Raw genomic sequence first — 16,241 nt, 5'->3', positions numbered from 1 at the left:
GATCCGCACTCAGGAGGCGACGGCGAGCTCCACGAGTTCGCGCGCGTGGGCGAGCCCGCTCTCGGAGTCGGGGAGACCGGAGAGCAGGCGCGCCATCTCGGCGATGCGCTCCTCCCCCTCGAGCCGGCGGACGCTGGAGGCGGTGACAGCGCCGTCCTTGCCCTTCACGACCGTGAGGTGGTTGGTGGCGAACGCGGCGACCTGGGCCAGGTGCGTGACGACGATCACCTGCGCCGACTCGGCGAGGCGGGCGAGGCGGCGGCCGATCTCGATCGCGGAGGCGCCGCCCACACCGGCGTCGACCTCGTCGAAGATGAAGGTGGGCACCGGGTCGCTGCCCGCGATGACGACCTCGAGCGCGAGCATCACGCGCGACAGCTCGCCGCCGGAGGCGCCCTTGCCGAGCGGGCGCGGCTCCGCGCCAGGGTGCGGCTGCAGCAGGATCGCGACCTGGTCGCGGCCGGAGGCGGAGTACTCGTCGCGCTCGGTGACCTCGACCACCACGCGGGCGTCGGGCATCGCGAGAGCGCCCAGCTCGTCCGAGACGGCCTCGCCCAGCCGCGCAGCGGCCTCGCGGCGGCTCGCGCTGAGGCCGTCGGCGAGCTCCGCGACGAGGGCCGCGTCGGCCTCCACCTCGCGGGTCAGCTCGTCGATGCGGTCGGCGTCGCCGTCGAGCTCCAGGAGGCGCAGGCTGCCGGTCTCGAGCGTGCTGATCACGTCGTCGAGGGTGGGGCCGTATTTGCGGACGAGTCCGGCCAGATCGGCCCGCCGCTCCTGCACGATCTCGAGCTCGCGCGCGCCCTCGGTGTCGAGGGTGGCGAGGTAGCTGGAGAGCTGGAGGGCGACATCCGACACGAGGTAGCTCGCGTTGGCGACCGCCTCGGCCAGCGGGCCGAGGGCGGCGTCGTGCGGCGCCATCCGCTCCAGCTGCCTGCGCGCGTTGTCGAGCAGCGCGAGCGCGTCCGCGCCCTCGGACTCCTCGGCCGAGAGCAGCTCGCGGGCGCCGGCGGCGGCGACGCGCAGCTCCTCCAGGTTGGTCAGGCGCTCGGCGCGCTCGGCCAGCTCGTCGTCCTCGCCGGGCTGCGGGGCGACGGCCTCGATCTCGGCCATCGCCAGCCGGAGGTCCTCGGCCTCGCGGGCGCGGCGGTCCTGGTCGGCGATCAGCTCGTCCAGCTCGCCGCGGTTGTCGCGCCAGCGGTGGTACACGTTCGCGTAGGTCTCCAGCGCCTCCGCGAAGGCCGGTCCGGCGAACCGGTCGAGCGTCTCGCGCTGCGCGATGGCCGAGCGCAGCCGCAGCTGGTCGGACTGCCCGTGCACGACGACCAGCTGCTCCCCCAGCTCGGTGAGGACGCTCACCGGGGCGCTCCGGCCGCCGACCACCGCACGCGACCGCCCCTCGGCAGACACCGAACGGCTGAGCACCAGCTCCGCACCCCCGTCGCCCAGTTCGTCGACGTCGCCGCCGGCGTCGCGCACGCGCTCGACCACATCGCCCTCGCCGCGGACGCGCCAGCGGCCCTCGACCCACGCCTGCGGGCTGCCCGCCCGCACAGCGCCGGTGTCGGCGCGCTCGCCCAGCAGCAGCCCGAGCGCCGAGACGACCATGGTCTTGCCCGCGCCGGTCTCGCCGGTGATCGCCGTGAAGCCCGGCCCGAGCGGGAGGGACGCGTCGGCGATCACGCCGAGGTCCTTGATCGAGATCTCCTCGATGCCGCCGCGCTCGCCCGCGCCACGCGCTCCGCTGTCGTCACGCACGCCGGTCACGAGCCCGCCGGCCCCCTCCATCCCGTCACGGGAAGATCGAACTTGTGCACCAGCCGGTCGGTGAACGGACCGGGGTGGAGGCGCGCCAGCCGCACCGGGATCGGCGACCGGCGCACGACGACGCGCGCACCGCGCGGCAGGTCGAACGCGCGGCGGCCGTCGCACCAGAGGATGCCGGCTCCGCCGGCGCGGTCGAGCAGCTCGACGGCGAGCGACGACTCCGCGTCGACCACGAGCGGCCGCGAGAACAGGGCGTGCGCGCTGAGCGGCACGAGCAGCAGGGCGGCGACCCCCGGCCAGACGACCGGGCCGCCCGCGGAGAACGAGTACGCGGTGGAGCCGGTGGGCGTCGACATGACGACGCCGTCGCAGCCGAAGCTCGACATCGGCCGGCCGTCGACCTCGATGACGACCTCGAGCATGCGCTCGCGGCTCGCCTTCTCGACCGTGGCCTCGTTGAGCGCCCAGCTCTCGTAGACGACCTCCTTGCCGACCTTGACGCGGGCGGACAGCGTCATGCGCTCCTCCACCTCGTAGTCCTTGGCCAGGCCGCGCGCGACCGCGATCTCGAGGTCGTCGCGCTCGCTCTCGGCGAGGAAGCCGACGTGGCCCAGGTTGACGCCGAGCAGCGGCGCCGAGCAGCCGCGCACGAGCTCGGCGGCGCGCAGGATCGTGCCGTCGCCGCCGAGCACGATGACGAGCTCCAGCTCTTGCGCCCGCACCTCGTCGCCGAGCACCGCCACCTCGCCGAGCGAAGGGTCGGCCTGCAGGAGGTCGCGTCGCTCATCCGCGCTCAGCACCGGGACGACGCCCGCCGCGAGCAGTTGCCGGCACACCAGCACGCCGGCCTCGAGGGAGTCCTGGCGACCCGTGTGCGCGACGACGAGGATGTAGCGTGCCGCTGCACCGATTGCCGCCACTGGTCCCTCCCTCACTGGTCGTCCTTCCATTCTGTCTGGTTTCGGGCCGGGGATGTGCCGCAGGGCCGCGATTGTGCAGAACGTTCACCGGGCTCACGGCTGGGGAGAGCTCGCGCGGCGATCAGCGGGTGATGCGCTCGACCTCGTCGCGCAGCGCGGACGGGTCCGGCGCTCCGGCGCGCAGATGCGCGAGGTACTCCCGATTGCCGTGCCCTCCGGCGATCGGAGACGGGATGACGCCGGCGGTCCCGAGGCCGGCGTCGTGCGCCGCCCACAGCACGTCGGTGACGGCGTCGAGGCGCAGGCCGGCCTCCCGCACGATCCCCTCGCGCACGCCCTGCCTGCCCACCTCGAACTGCGGCTTGATCAGCACGACCAGGTCGGCGCCGGGCGCGGAGACCGCGACCAGCGCGGGGATGACCTGCGTCAGCGAGATGAACGAGAGATCGGCGACCACGAGTGCGGGCGCGGGCGCTCCCCCGGTCAGCTCGGCATAGCCGGCGGCCGTCAGCGACCGCACATTGACGCCTTCGAACGAGTGGAGGCGCTCCTCGCCGGCGAGCAGCGGCGCGAGCTGGCCGTGCCCCACGTCCACCGCGACGACGAGCGCGGCGCCGCGCTCCAGCAGCACCTGGCTGAAGCCGCCGGTGGAGGCGCCGGCGTCGAACGCCACCCGCCCCTCGACCGGCACGTCGAACGCGTCGAGCGCCGCGATGAGCTTGTGCGCGCCCCGGCTGACGTAGTGGTCGGCGCCCGCCACCTCCACGACCTGCTCCGGACGCACCTTGGCGGAGGCGCGCAGCTCCGGCCGTCCGTCCACGGTCACGAGGCCCTCGGCGATCACCGTGGCGGCGTGGCTGCGCGAGCGCGCGAGACCGCGGGCGGCGAGCGCGACGTCGAGGCGCTCAGCCGGCGGCATGCGCGTCGCCGCCCTCCAGCTCGCGGCGCAGCCGCTCGTGCAGCTGGGCGTACGCGTCGGCGCGATCGGCGAGCGACTGCTGCTCGATCACCTCGAGCCGCGCGAGCAGCTCGTCGGCGTCACCGGTCTGATCGGACATGCCGACAACGCTACACGGCGGCCGGCGGGGAGGGAGCGGACGCGGCGGGGTGGCGCGGGCCGGGGTGGCCCGGTCCCGGTGGCTGCGACGCGGCCCCGCGCAACGCTGCCGCCCGCCGCCGACGCAGCGCCCGGCCGGCGGCAGCGAGCTGGTAAGCCAGCACCACCGACTCCGCCGCGAGCTGCCCCGACAGCGCGCCGACCCCGCCACCGGTCGCGCTCCCGACGAGGATCAGCGGGATGCCGACGACCGCGCCCGCTGCCGCGGACCGCGCCACCTCGTCCATCCGGCCGAGCGCCACCAGCAGCACGAAGCCGCTCGCCATGCTCGTGCAGATGACCGCGATCGACAGCCCGCCGAGCACGGCGGCCGCCGGAGGCACCTCCACCGTCCCGGAGAAGATCAGCCGCGCGGCCACGGGGCTGCCGAGGGCGAACGTCGTCCCGGCGAGGAGGCCGCCCCCGGCCGCCAGCCGCACGGCGCCCACCGCGCGTTCGACGCGCGCGGCGGGATCGACGACGCGTCCGACCCAGCCCTTCAGCAGGCTGTTCGGGGCCGCCATGACCTGCTGGGTCATGCGCAGCAGCCGGTCCATGGAGGCGTACAGCAGGGTCGAGTGCGGCGACCCGAGCGTGGCCACGGTGACGCCGAGCGAGATGTAGAGGCTCGAGAAGACGTTGGTCGACAGCGCGGCCAGCTGGAACCGCAGCACCCGCAGCAAGCGGCGCGGCGAGACCCGGCCGAGGTCGGCGGCCCGCACCCCGAGCACGACGGCGCCGGCGACCGGGGCGGAGAGCGCCGCGAGCAGCAGCGCCGCGGCGTAGGCGATCAGCGGCCCGCCTGCCGTGATCACGACAGCGGAGGCGGCGACGAGCACGGCGCGCGGGAGCACCTCCGTCACCAGGAACAGCCGCGGCCGCATGGTCCCGATGAACACCCAGCCGCCCGCGAACATCCCGATGCCGGCGCCGCACGCGACGAGCGACGCCTCCAGCGGATGCGCGGGAGCGAGCAGCGCCGCCGCCACGGCCGCGGCGCCGATGACGGGCACCCCCACCATCGCCTTCGTGACCAGCGAGAGGGCGAAGAGCCGGGCCCGGTTGCGGGGAGCCTGACGAGCGACGCGCTGCGTACCCGACATGCCCCAGCCGAGTTCGGCCACGACACCGGCCGTCGCCCCGAGCGACTGCCCGAGGGCGATCGCCGCCCACGCCGCGTCTCCGTACGTCGCCGTGATCGCCGGCAGCGCCAGCAGCGGCGACACGGCGGCGAGCAGCGGCACCGCCAGGTACCCGGCCAGCACGGAGACCGCGCGCCGGAAGCGGCGAGCGGCACGGGGAGGCGAGGAGGGGGAGGGCACGGTGGTCCGTTCGAGCAGAGGGAGGGAGGGAGGGAGGGCGGGCTTCAGCGGAACTCCATGAAAGGTCCAGTATAGTGCGTATTGCATTTCAGTCATGACTCCTTCATCTCCGCCGCCCTCCGCCTCCGTCGTCCTGTGCGTCCGCGACGCGCTCGACGCGGTCCCTGCTGTCGCCGCCCGCGTCGCGGCCGTCGCCGCGCTGCGCCGTGTCGACGTCGTGGTCGTGGACGACGGATCGACCGACGGCACCGGCGAGGCCCTCGCCCGGCTGCTGCCCCGACGCGTCGACGTGACGCTCGTCCGGCATCCGGAGTCCGCCGGCGTCGCCGCCCGCCGCAACGAGGCGCTCGCATGGGCGCGCGGCGAGCACGTGTGGTTCGTGGACCACGACGACGAGTGGACCGCCGGCGACCTCATGACGCTGCGCGGGGCCGCCGCAGGAGCGGACGTCGTCGTGGCCGGCGCCGACTACCGCTGGGGCCCCGGCGCCGGCGAGCGCCGCCGGGTCGACGGGGCGCGCGTCGACGGCCCCACCGAGGTCGACGGCGCCCGCGCATCGGCGATGCTCGTCGAGGGCGCGTTCCACGGATTCCTGTGGTCGAAGCTGTTCCGCCGGGAGGCCCTCGGCGCCGCCCCCTTCCCCGCCCTGCCCGCGCAGAGCGACATCGTCGGCGTCGCGACGGCGCTCGCTGCGGCGGAGACGGTCCGCCTCCTCCCCGACACCGTGTACACCTACGTGCGGACGCCCGGGTCGATCACGCGCCGCACGCCGGACGCCTCGGCGCTGGAGCGCGCCCACGACCTCGTCCTCGCCAGCGCCGGTCGTCACGCGTCGGCGGACGCGCGGGACGCGTTCACGGCGCGGTTCCTCTGCCTCGCGGCGGTCAAGACCGCGGTGCGCTGGCGCGCCGGACGAGCGGCGGTGCGCGAGGCGGTCGCGGTCGCCGCGAGACGGGCGCGGGAGGTCCGCCTCGCGCGGCTCCTCCGTCGCTCCCCCGCGCTCGGCGCCGTCGTGCTCCTGCTGCGCGCGTGCCCGCCCGCCCTTCCCCCGCTGCTGCGGACGGCCCTCCACGGGCTGGACCTTCTGCGCACCGCACGCGGCGCCGCACGCCGCGCAACCCGCCGCGCCTCCTGAAACCCTCTCGAACGGATCAGCCATGCCCTCCCCCGCCATCACCGTCCTCGTCTCGGCCCGCGACGCCGAGCGCACCGTCGGCCTCGCCATGCGCAGCGTGCTGAGCGCCCTGCCCGCCGACGGACGCATGATCGTGCGGTCCGACGGGTCGACCGACGGCACGCTGGCGGCCGTGCGCGCGGTCGCGGACCCGCGGGTGCGCGTGCTGGCCGACGACCGCTGGCTCGGCACGGCCGCCTCGGGCAACGTGCTCCTCGATCAGGTGGAGACGCCGCTCGTCTCCCGGATGGACGCCGACGACATCAGCCTCCCCGGGCGGTTCCGGGCCCAGCTCGGCCGGATCAGCGCCGGGATCGACTTCAGCTTCACGACAGGGGTGCAGTGGTGGGAGGGGACGGCCAGGGTGCGCCCGCAGTTCCCGCATCCCGTCTCGACGGCGACCGCGCCCCTCCTGCTGCTGCTCACCAACCCCTTCATGCACCCGACGATGGTCGCGCGCACCGGCGCCGTCCACGCGCTCGGAGGCTACCGCACGGTCGCGAGCGAGGACTTCGACCTGTACCTGCGCGCGGCCGCGGCCGGCTACCAGCTGGAGCGGCTGCGCATCCCGCGGCTGGTCTACCGCCGGTACGCCGCACAGACCACCGCGCAACCGGACTGGTGGGAGGCGCGCTCGGCCGACTCCCGGGTGGAGGAGGTGTTCGGCGTCGTCGCCTGGCAGGCGCTCGGCTTCGTGCCGCGCTGGTTCGCCTGGCGGCGCGACGGCTTCCCGCTCGGGGAGGCTCCGGCGGGTGTGCTCGAGGACATCGAGCGCTTCCGCGACCTCGCCCTGCGCCTGGCGCCGGACGAGCGCCGCCCGCTGATCGAGCGGCTGCACCGGATGGAGCTGCGCGCACGCGGGATCGAGGCGCGCGCATGACCGGCGAAGGCCCCGCCAAGCCCGTCGCCGTGCAGCTGCGCGTCCACGACATCGGCTATCCGCGCAACGCCCGGCTGCGCGAGCACCTGCGCCTGCTCGGGATGGAGGTGCGGGTCTCGCCGCGCGCGCAGCGCGGCCCGAAGCCGCTGCGCCTCCTGGCCGACCTGTTCGCCATGCTGCGGGACACCCGCGGCGCGCGCGTCGCCGTGCTGTCCGAGTTCTCGCTGCCGTCGGCGCCCGCGGCTCGCGTGATCGCCCGGCTGCGCGGCATCCCGCTGATCGTCGACGGCTTCGTCGGCAAGCACGAGACCGCCATCGAGGACTGGGGCTACGCCTCCCCGCGCTCGCTGCGGGCCCTTCTGCTGCGGCTCGTCGACCGGGCGTCGGTCCGCGCAGCCGATCTCTATCTGATCGACACGGAGGCGCGTGCGGAGGCGCTGCGCGAGCATCACGGCAGGCGGACCCCGGTGATCGGGCTCCCGGTCGGCGCGCCGCGCTGGATCGCACCCCACCCGCCGCGGGCCGCCGACGGCACGCTGCGGGTGCTGTACTCCGGCGGCAACATCCCGCTGCACGGTCTGCCCCTGGCGCTGGAGGCGGTGGCCGCTGCCGATCCGCGCGTCCGCCTCGACCTCGTGCTCTCCGGACCGCGGGAAGTCGTGCAGGCCCGCATCGACGCGCTCGGCATCGGCGACCGCTGCACGATCCACCCCCCGGTCAGCCACCGGGAGCTGGTGGAGCGGATGGAGGACGCCGACGTGGTGCTGGGCATCTTCGGCGACTCCCCCAAGGCGCGCGGGGTCGTCGCGAACAAGGTGTGGCAGGGTCTCGCGGCCGGGCGCCCGGTGGTGACGCTGCGGACGCCCGCGACGGAGGAGCTGCTCCCGCACGCCGGCGGGCTGCTCACGCTCGTCGACGATGCCGCGGGGCTGACCCGCGCGCTCGACGACCTGCGTGCCCGGGGACGGTTCCCCGAGGACGCGCAGGTCGCCGAGCGGCTGGAGGAGTTCGTGCGCGAGCGCTACCGGGCGCTCGACGACTGGCTGGCCGACCGCGTGCGGTGAGGCGGCCTGCCTGCCCTCACTCCACGAACACGCCGGCGAGCGTCTTCTTGCCGCGGCGCAGCACCACCATGCCGCCGGGCAGGAGCTGGTCGCCGACCGGGGCGTCGGCGTCCTCCGCCTTCGCGTTGTTGACGTAGACGCCGCCCTGCTGCACGGCCCGCCGCGCCTCCCCCAGGCTCTTGGTCAGCGCGGTGTCGACCAGCGCCTGCGCGATGGTCGTCGCCGGTGCCGTCGTGGTGTTCGGCAGCTCGCGCAGCGCGGACTCGAGCGTCGCGCGGTCCTGCCCGGCGAGGTCGCCCTGCCCGAACAGCGCCTGCGAGGCCGAGATGGCGGCCTCGGTCGCCCCGGCGCCGTGCACCAGGGTGGTGACCTCGCGCGCGAGCCGCAGCTGGGCCTCCCGGCGGAACGGCTCCTCGGCGACCGCGCGCTCGTACGCGGCGATCTCGTCGCGGGTGAGGAACGTGAAGACCTTGAGCCGCGGGATCACGTCGGCGTCGTCGGTGTTGACCCAGAACTGGTAGAACGCGTACGGGCTGGTCAGGCGCGCGTCGAGCCAGACGGCGTTGCCCTCGCTCTTGCCGAACTTGGTGCCGTCGCTGTTCGTGATCAGCGGGGTGCCGATCGCGTGGACGTGGGCGCCCTCCACCTTGCGGATCAGCTCGGTGCCGCTGGTGAGGTTGCCCCACTGGTCGCTGCCGCCGGTCTGCAGCACGCAGCCGTACTGGCGGTACAGCTCGAGGTAGTCCATGCCCTGCAGGATCTGGTAGCTGAACTCGGTGTACGAGATGCCCTCGTCGGAGTTCAGGCGCGCGGCGACGGCGTCCTTCTTGAGCATGGTGCCGACCCGGAAGTGCTTGCCGATCTCGCGCAGGAAGTCGATGGCCGACATCGGGGCCGTCCAGTCGAGGTTGTTGACCAGGCGCGCCGCGTTGTCGCCCTCGAAGCTGAGGAACTGCGAGACCTGGCCCTGCAGCGAGCGCACCCACTCCGCGACCGTCTCGCGCGTGTTGAGCGTGCGCTCCGCGGTCGGGCGCGGGTCGCCGATCAGTCCGGTCGAGCCGCCGACGAGCCCGAGCGGCTTGTGGCCGGCGAGCTGGAGGCGGCGCATGGTGAGCAGCTGCACCAGGTTGCCGAGGTGGAGGCTGGGCGCGGTCGGGTCGAACCCGCAGTAATAGGTGACCGGCTCCCCCGCGAGCAGCTCTTTGAGCGCGGACTCGTCGGTCGAGACGTGCACGAGTCCGCGCCAGCGGAGCTCGTCCCACACGTCGTCGAACGTCGGGTCGTTGGCCTGGGCGTCGAGGAGGGAGGAGTCGGACATTCCCACAGATTATCAGCGGCGCTCCGGCACTCCTCGGACACGGATCAGGGCTGTACGCCTGATCAGACTTTCATCAGGACTGCAGACCTGATATCGTATGGATCAGGCCAGCAGCCCTGATGGGAGGACTTCATGTTCGTCGTCACCGCCGACCAGATCGGCAGCCGCTCCGGGCCCGACCTCGCCGGTCCCGCGCTCGAGCAGCTGCAGGGGCGCTTCGGCGAGCGCCTCCGCCTCCCCGTCGACCGCAACGCCGGCGACGAGTTGCAGGCGCTCACGGCCGACGCGGAGACCGCGCTGGAGCTCGTGCTCGCCCTCACCCGCACGCGGGAGTGGAGCGTCGGGCTGGGCCTGGGCGCGGTCCGCACGCCGCTGCCCGAGCAGACCAGGGAGGCCAGCGGCGACGCCTTCGTCGCCGCCCGGGCCGCCGTGACCAGGGCCAAGCGGTCCCCCGTCCGGCTGGCGGTGGAGGCGGTGGCCGACCCGCAGCCCGCCGCGGACGCGGAGGCCCTGCTCGGCCTCCTGCTCACCCTGCGGGATGCGCGCTCCGAGGCGGGCTGGGAGCTGTACGACCTGGTCGTCTCCGGCCTCACGCAGGCGGAGGCCGGGTCCAGGCTCGGCATCACCCCGCAGTCGGCGAGCGACCGCGCCCGCGCGGCGGGGCTCCGTGTCGAGCTGGCCGCGCTGCCGGCGCTGGCTAGGCTGTTGGCGGACGCGGATGCCGCCCAGGAGCGGGCGACGGCCGCAGGATCGGAGGACGAATGACCGCGCTGCCACCGGCCGCCTTCTGGAACGCCCTCCTGCCGCACGCGCTGTGGGCCCTCACGCTGATCCTCGCCATCGCCTCCCTGTGCTGCATGATCGCGACGCTGCGCACGCCGCGCCGCCCGCTCGTCTACACGTCGGCGGGCCTGCTCGCGCTGGCGATCGTGGTGGTGGCGCTGCCGCAGCAGGAGGCCCCGCTCGTCTTCCGGGTGCTGATCGGCATCGTGGCGCTCGCACTGAGCGTGGCGGGCGGAGGGCCGGCCGCGCAGGTCGTGCTGGCGCTGGCCACGCGCACCGTCTCGGTCCCCGGCAATGAGGGCCTCGTGGTGCACGACCGCACCACGGGCGCCGAGGCGACGCGGGAGGTGCTGCGCGGCGGAGCGACGATCGGCGTCCTGGAGCGCTTCGCCACCACGGGCGCGATCATGGCGGGGTTCCCGGAGGCGCTGGGCGTGATCATCGCGATCAAGGGCGTCGGCCGGTTCACCGAGCTCGACGCGGCGGAGGCGCGCGAGCGGTTCATCATCGGCACGCTCGCCAGCATCGTCTGGGCGTGCGTGTGCGCGGGCCTGTTCCGCTTCGCGGCCTCCTGACCCCTGGTCAGTCGTGCGACTTCGGGTGGCGCTTGTACGGCGACACGCTGGGGTCGCCGGGGAGCCAGAACCGCCAGGGGAAAGCCGTGCCGCCTCCCGCTCCCGACACGCCCGTGCGCGGGCCGGTCTCGTAGACCGCCTGCTCCGTCGGCAGCGACAGCGCGAAGCGGTCGCCGAACAGGTCGGCGCCGTCGTCGGCGAGCGTGATGCCGGCCGCGACGACCAGGCGGGCCGGGCCGCGTCCCAGGTCGCGGTGCGGGACCGTGCGGCCCGTGCGGCCGGAGCGGCGCAGGGCGGCCAGCTCCTCCCCCTCCACGACCTCCGCTGCGCGCAGCAGCACGGCCGACGCCTCGCCCTCGGGTGAGCACACGATGTTCGCGCACACGTGCATGCCGTAGGTGAAGTAGGCGTACAGGTACCCGGGCGGCCCGTACATCACGGCGTTGCGCCGGGTGCGGCCGCGGAAGGCGTGCGAACCGGGGTCGGCGCCGTCGCCGATGTACGCCTCCACCTCGGTGATGCGCAGCCCGACCGTGCCCTCGTCGGTCGTGTGCCGCAGCACCGCGCCGAGCAGGCGGGGGGCGACCTCGATCGAGGAGGCGAGGAAGGCGTCGCGGTCGGGGCGGTACAGCGTCACGTCGGCAGCGGGCCCGTCAGAAGATCCGGCCGCCGACGGCGACCGTGACGATGAGGCCGATCACGATGACCGCCACCGCCAGGCCGACCACGGCCGGGATGATCCACGGGTACTTGGGGGCACGACGATCCGGACGGGCCATCAGACGAGATCCCTTCTCGTGGCGGTGAGCGCGCCGGTCACGGCCCGCACCCGCTCGGTCAGTGCGGCGAGCTGCTCGGCGACCCGCTCCGGAGCGGTCCCGCCGACGCCGGCGCGGCTGGCGACGGAGCCCTCCACGGTCAGCACCGAGCGCACCTCCGGGGTCAGCACCGGAGAGATGGCCGCGAGCTGCTCGTCGCTCACCTCGTGCAGCTCCAGCCCGTTTTCCTCCGCGACGCGGACCAGGCTGCCGGTCAGCTCGTGGGCGACGCGGAACGGCACGTGCTGCTTGACCAGCCACTCGGCCACGTCGGTGGCGAGCGAGAAGCCCTGCGGCGCGAGCTCGGCCATCCGCTCGGTGTGGAAGCGCATGGTGGCGACCATCCCGGCGAACGCGGGCAGCACGACCTCGAGCGTCGTGACCGAGTCGAACACCGGCTCCTTGTCCTCCTGCAGGTCGCGGTTGTACGCGAGCGGGAGGCCCTTCAGCGTGGTCAGGAGGCCGGTCAGGTTGCCGATCAGCCGCCCGGCCTTGCCGCGCGCGAGCTCCGCGATGTCGGGGTTCTTCTTCTGCGGCATGATCGACGAGCCGGTGGAGTACGCGTCGTCGAGCGTGACGAAGCCGAACTCGCGGGTGTTCCAGAGGATGACCTCCTCGGCGAACCGCGAGACATCGATGCCGATCTGCGCGGCGATGAAGGCGAACTCGGCCACGACGTCGCGCGCGGCGGTGCCGTCGATCGAGTTCTCCGAGCTGTGCGCGAAGCCCAGCTCGCGGGCGACCAGCGCCGGGTCGAGGCCGAGGGTGGAGCCGGCGAGCGCGCCGGCGCCGTACGGCGACACGTTCGCCCGGCGGTCCCAGTCGGCGAGCCGCTCCAGGTCGCGCACGAGCGGCCAGCAGTGCGCGAGCAGGTGGTGCGCGAGCAGCACCGGCTGGGCGTGCTGGAGGTGCGTGCGGCCCGGCAGGATGGCCGCCGGGTGCGCGTCGGCCTGCGACGCGATGGCGTCGACCAGCGCGATCAGCCGCTCGGCGATGACGCCCGCATGGTCGCGGAGGTACAGCCGGATGAGCGTCGCGATCTGGTCGTTGCGGCTGCGGCCCGCGCGCAGCTTGCCGCCGAGGTCCGCGCCGGCGCGCTCGATCAGGCCGCGCTCCAGGGCGCCGTGCACGTCCTCGTCGGTCTCCGCGGCGACGAACGCGCCGGACGCGACGTCGGCGTCGAGGCGGTCGAGCGCCTCCAGCATCCCCGCCAGCTCGTCGTCGGTGAGGTAGCCCGCCGCCGCCAGCGCCTTGGCGTGGGCACGGGACCCGGCGATGTCGTACGGCGCGAGCGCCCAGTCGAAGTGCGTCGACTTGCTCAGCGCGGCCAGCTCGGGCGAGGGGCCGCCCGCGAAGCGCGCGCCCCAGAGCGAGCCCTCGCCGGTCTTGCCGCCGCCGGCGCCGTTCTCGCCGGCGCCGTTCTCGGTGGTCTCGTCGGTCACGCCGCCGCCTCCTCGTTCTTCGAAAGCAGCCAGGCCAGCAGCGCCTTCTGCGCGTGGAGGCGGTTCTCCGCCTCGTCCCAGATCACCGACTGCGGGCCGTCGATCACGTCGGCGCTCACCTCGTAGCCGCGATAGGCGGGCAGGCAGTGCAGGAAGATCGCGTCGGCGTCCGCGCGCGCCATGAGCGCTGCGTCCACCGCGTAGTCGCCGAAGACGGAGAGGCGCTCGGCCTTCTCGTCCTCCTTGCCCATCGACACCCAGGTGTCGGTGACCATGACGTCGGCGCCGTCGGCGGCCTCCCCCGCGTCCGTGGTCACGAACACCGAGCCGCCGGTGCGCGCTGCGATCGCCTCCGCGTCCGCCACGATCGCCGGGTCGGGCAGGTAGCCGGCCGGCGCGGCGACGCGCACGTGCATGCCCGCGGTGGCACCACCGAGCAGGTACGAGTGCGCCATGTTGTTCGCGCCGTCGCCGAAGTAGCTCATGGTCAGCCCGGCCAGCTCGCCCTTGTGCTCCTGCACGGTCTGCAGGTCGGCAAGGATCTGGCAGGGGTGGAAGTCGTCGGACAGCGCGTTGATCACGGGGACGCGGGTGCCCGCCGCCATCTCCTCCAGGCCCGCCTGCGCGTAGGTGCGCCACACGATCGCGGAGACCATGCGCTCCAGCACGCGCGCGGTGTCGGCCAGCGACTCCTTGCCGCCCAGCTGGCTCTCGCCGCTCTGGATGATCAGCGGCGAGCCGCCGAGGTCGGCGATGCCGACCGCGAACGAGACGCGCGTGCGGGTCGAGGTCTTGTCGAAGATCACCGCCACGGTCTGCGGGCCGGCGAGGGGCTTCGCCGAGAAGCGGTCGCGCTTGAGCGCGGCGGCGAGCTGCAGCACCTCCGCCTGCTCGGCGGGGCTGAGATCGTCGTCGCGGAGGAAGTGCCTGGTCATCGCAGTCTTTCGTGTGTGGGGTGGAGGGTCAGAGGGCGGCGAGCGCGCGGCCGAACTTCTCGCGGAACTCCGCCAGCTCGGCGTCGCCCACGATCAGCGGCGGCGCGAGGCGGATGCTCGACTCGTTGGGGGCGTTGATGATCAGCCCCTGCGCGAGCGCCGCCGCGGAGAGCCGGTGCGCCTCGCCGTCGGTGAGGCCGATGCCGATCAGCAGGCCGGCGCCGCGGACGTCGCCGATCAGCGGGTGGTCGAACGAGCGGATGATCGCGCGCAGCTCCTCGCCGCGGCGTGCCGCGTTGCCGACCAGGTCGGCGCCCTCGATCTCGGCGAGCACGGCGTTGCCCGCGGCGGTCGCCAGCGGGTTGCCGCCGAAGGTCGACCCGTGCTGGCCCTGCGTGAACAGCTCGGAGGCGCGGCCGAAGGTGACGAGCGCGCCGATCGGCACGCCGCCGGCGATGCCCTTCGCGACGGTGACCGCGTCCGGGAGGATGCCGGCGTGCTGATACGCGAACCAGCGGCCCGTGCGCCCGACGCCGGTCTGGATCTCGTCGAGGATGAGCAGCGCGCCGTGCTGCTCGGTGAGCTCGCGCGCCCGCTGCAGGAAGCCGTCCGGCAGCTCCAGCACGCCCGCCTCGCCCTTGATCGGCTCGACGAACAGGGCGGCGACGCGGTCGTCGATCGCCGCCTCCAGCGCCTCGATGGTGGAGTCGATGTGCTCGACGCCGCCGGGGAGCGGCTCGAACGCCTCGCGCATCGGCGGCTTGCCGGTGAGCGCGAGGGAGCCCATAGTGCGGCCGTGGAAGGCGTTGTGCAGGGCGAGCACGCGGGTGCGCCTGCCGCTGCGACCGCGGTTGAGGCGGGCCAGCTTGAAGGCCGCCTCGTTGGCCTCGGCGCCGGAGTTGCCGAACAGCACCCGGCCCTGCTCCCCCGCACCCGTGATCTGCCGGAGGCGCTCGGCGAGCTCCAGCTGCGGCCGGGTCGAGAAGTAGTTCGAGACGTGGGCGAGCGTGCCGACCTGGCGGCTCACCGCCTCCACCAGCGCGGGGTGCGCGTGCCCGAGCGAGTTCACCGCGATCCCCGCGAGGAAGTCGAGGTACTCGTTGCCGTCGACGTCCCACACCCGGCAGCCCTCTCCGCGCTCCAGCATGAGCTGCGGCGTCGCGAGCGTGCGCATCATGGCGCTGCCGAACCGGCCCTTCCACTGCCCCTGCGTCACCTCGGTCACGAGGGCACCACCTCCGTTCCGATCCCGGACTGCGTGAACACCTCGAGGAGGATGGAGTGCGGCACGCGTCCGTCGATGATCGCCGCCTTCTCCACCCCGCCGTCGACCGCGGCCAGGCAGGCCGCCATCTTCGGGATCATGCCCGACTCGAGCGACGGCAGCAGTGCGCGCAGCTCGCCCGCGTCGATCTTCGACAGCAGCGACTCGCGGTTCGGCCAGTCGCTGTAGAGTCCGGCGACGTCGGTGAGGATGACCAGCTTGGCCGCGCCGAGCGCGACGGCGAGGGCGGCGGCGGCCGCGTCGGCGTTGACGTTGAGCGCCTGGCCGGGGTCGTCGATGTCCGGGGCGATCGAGGAGACCACGGGGATGCGGCCCGCGGCGATCTGCGCGAGCACCGCCTCCGGGCTGACGCCGACGACATCGCCGACGAGGCCGAGGTCGACCTCCTCGCCGTCCACCACCGCACCGCGGCGACGGCCCTGGAACAGGCCGGCGTCCTCGCCGGAGAGGCCTGCGGCGAGCGGGCCGTGCTTGTTGATGTTGCCGACGATGTCGCGGTTGATCTGGCCGGTGAGCACCATGCGGACGATGTCCATCGCCTCCGGCGTCGTCACCCGGTAGCCGCCGCGGAACTCGGAGGCGATGCCGAGCCGGTCGAGCATGGCCGAGATCTGCGGCCCGCCGCCGTGCACGACGACGGGGTGGATGCCCGCGTAGCGCAGGTACACCATGTCCTCCGCGAAGCTGCGCTGCAGCTCCTCGCTGACCATGGCGTTGCCGCCGAACTTCACGACGATGATGCGGTCGTGGAAGGTCTGCAGCCAGGGCAGCGACTCGATGAGGGTGGCCGCCTTCTCGGCGGCGAGCCGCCTGTCGGCCCGGTCGGCGTCTTCGGTCTGCATGGCGTCGGTCATCTCGGCGGGCT

Annotated in this window: 17 protein-coding genes; 5 read left to right on the top strand and 12 right to left on the bottom strand. The window is 74.1% G+C overall.

The features are described from left to right. Positions 1-9 precede the first annotated feature (9 nt). From recN to P5G50_RS08735, 5 genes are all read right to left on the bottom strand, one after another. Positions 10-1,785, bottom strand: a complete 1,776-nt coding sequence (gene recN / locus P5G50_RS08755) for a DNA repair protein RecN (RefSeq protein WP_301210880.1) — start codon at positions 1,783-1,785, stop codon at positions 10-12. Further along, positions 1,761-2,675 (bottom strand): NAD kinase, encoded by a 915-nt coding sequence (locus P5G50_RS08750; RefSeq protein ID WP_301211391.1) that lies wholly within the window; start codon positions 2,673-2,675, stop codon positions 1,761-1,763. The genes recN and P5G50_RS08750 overlap by 25 nt, the downstream gene beginning before the upstream one ends. 130 nt (positions 2,676-2,805) lie before the next feature. Further along, complete coding sequence (locus tag P5G50_RS08745; protein ID WP_301210881.1) at positions 2,806-3,603, bottom strand: TlyA family RNA methyltransferase; 798 nt, start codon at positions 3,601-3,603, stop codon at positions 2,806-2,808. Then, positions 3,590-3,742, bottom strand: coding sequence for a hypothetical protein (locus P5G50_RS08740; RefSeq protein ID WP_301210883.1), 153 nt, complete (start codon positions 3,740-3,742; stop codon positions 3,590-3,592). Before P5G50_RS08740 ends, P5G50_RS08745 begins: the two co-directional genes overlap by 14 nt. Before the next feature lie 10 nt (positions 3,743-3,752). Then, entirely contained in the window at positions 3,753-5,198 is a 1,446-nt protein-coding gene (locus P5G50_RS08735; protein WP_301210884.1) for a hypothetical protein, read from the bottom strand. Here P5G50_RS08735 and P5G50_RS08730 point away from each other — a divergent pair. The 3 genes from P5G50_RS08730 to P5G50_RS08720 are packed head-to-tail and all read left to right on the top strand — an operon-like array spanning position 5,197 to position 8,220. Then, positions 5,197-6,237 (top strand): glycosyltransferase family 2 protein, encoded by a 1,041-nt coding sequence (locus tag P5G50_RS08730; protein ID WP_301210886.1) that lies wholly within the window; start codon positions 5,197-5,199, stop codon positions 6,235-6,237. The two genes, P5G50_RS08735 and P5G50_RS08730, sit on opposite strands and share 2 nt — an antisense overlap. Positions 6,238-6,259: 22 nt before the next feature. Beyond that, a complete protein-coding gene (locus P5G50_RS08725; RefSeq protein ID WP_301210888.1) occupies positions 6,260-7,156 on the top strand; it encodes a glycosyltransferase family 2 protein in 897 nt (298 codons plus the stop codon). Further along, complete coding sequence (locus P5G50_RS08720) at positions 7,153-8,220, top strand: glycosyltransferase (protein WP_301210889.1); 1,068 nt, start codon at positions 7,153-7,155, stop codon at positions 8,218-8,220. Before P5G50_RS08725 ends, P5G50_RS08720 begins: the two co-directional genes overlap by 4 nt. Positions 8,221-8,236: 16 nt before the next feature. Here P5G50_RS08720 and tyrS read toward each other — a convergent pair whose 3' ends face one another. Continuing rightward, positions 8,237-9,538, bottom strand: coding sequence for a tyrosine--tRNA ligase (gene tyrS, locus P5G50_RS08715; RefSeq protein ID WP_301210891.1), 1,302 nt, complete (start codon positions 9,536-9,538; stop codon positions 8,237-8,239). A 132-nt stretch (positions 9,539-9,670) separates the two neighbouring features. On the opposite strand from tyrS, the gene P5G50_RS08710 reads away from it, so the two are divergent. Together P5G50_RS08710 and P5G50_RS08705 are read left to right on the top strand one after the other, a co-directional pair. Continuing rightward, positions 9,671-10,303, top strand: a complete 633-nt coding sequence (locus tag P5G50_RS08710) for a DNA-binding protein (RefSeq protein WP_301210892.1) — start codon at positions 9,671-9,673, stop codon at positions 10,301-10,303. Then, entirely contained in the window at positions 10,300-10,896 is a 597-nt protein-coding gene (locus tag P5G50_RS08705; protein WP_301210894.1) for a hypothetical protein, read from the top strand. The genes P5G50_RS08710 and P5G50_RS08705 overlap by 4 nt, the downstream gene beginning before the upstream one ends. Before the next feature lie 7 nt (positions 10,897-10,903). Here the strand turns inward: P5G50_RS08705 and P5G50_RS08700 are convergent, their stop codons facing one another. From P5G50_RS08700 to argB, 6 genes are read right to left on the bottom strand one after another with little or no spacing between them, the layout of a single operon-like run. Further along, positions 10,904-11,533, bottom strand: a complete 630-nt coding sequence (locus tag P5G50_RS08700; RefSeq protein ID WP_301210896.1) for a DNA-3-methyladenine glycosylase — start codon at positions 11,531-11,533, stop codon at positions 10,904-10,906. Between the two features lie 16 nt (positions 11,534-11,549). Beyond that, positions 11,550-11,675, bottom strand: coding sequence for a hypothetical protein (locus P5G50_RS08695; protein ID WP_301210898.1), 126 nt, complete (start codon positions 11,673-11,675; stop codon positions 11,550-11,552). Further along, complete coding sequence (gene argH / locus P5G50_RS08690) at positions 11,675-13,156, bottom strand: argininosuccinate lyase (protein ID WP_301210900.1); 1,482 nt, start codon at positions 13,154-13,156, stop codon at positions 11,675-11,677. Before argH ends, P5G50_RS08695 begins: the two co-directional genes overlap by 1 nt. Further along, the gene (argF, locus tag P5G50_RS08685) at positions 13,153-14,091 is read right to left on the bottom strand and encodes an ornithine carbamoyltransferase (protein WP_301210902.1); all 939 of its coding nucleotides are present in this window, start codon (positions 14,089-14,091) and stop codon (positions 13,153-13,155) included. The genes argH and argF overlap by 4 nt, the downstream gene beginning before the upstream one ends. Positions 14,092-14,119: 28 nt before the next feature. Further along, on the bottom strand, positions 14,120-15,316 hold the full coding sequence (locus tag P5G50_RS08680; RefSeq protein WP_301210903.1) for an acetylornithine transaminase: 1,197 nt from the start codon (positions 15,314-15,316) through the stop codon (positions 14,120-14,122). Beyond that, entirely contained in the window at positions 15,313-16,230 is a 918-nt protein-coding gene (gene argB / locus P5G50_RS08675; protein ID WP_301211394.1) for an acetylglutamate kinase, read from the bottom strand. Before argB ends, P5G50_RS08680 begins: the two co-directional genes overlap by 4 nt. Positions 16,231-16,241: the final 11 nt, after the last annotated feature.

Source organism: Leifsonia williamsii, assembly GCF_030433685.1.
In the GTDB taxonomy this organism is placed as follows: Bacteria; Actinomycetota; Actinomycetes; order Actinomycetales; family Microbacteriaceae; genus Leifsonia; species Leifsonia williamsii.
This window is presented reverse-complemented; position numbering and strand designations above follow the sequence as displayed.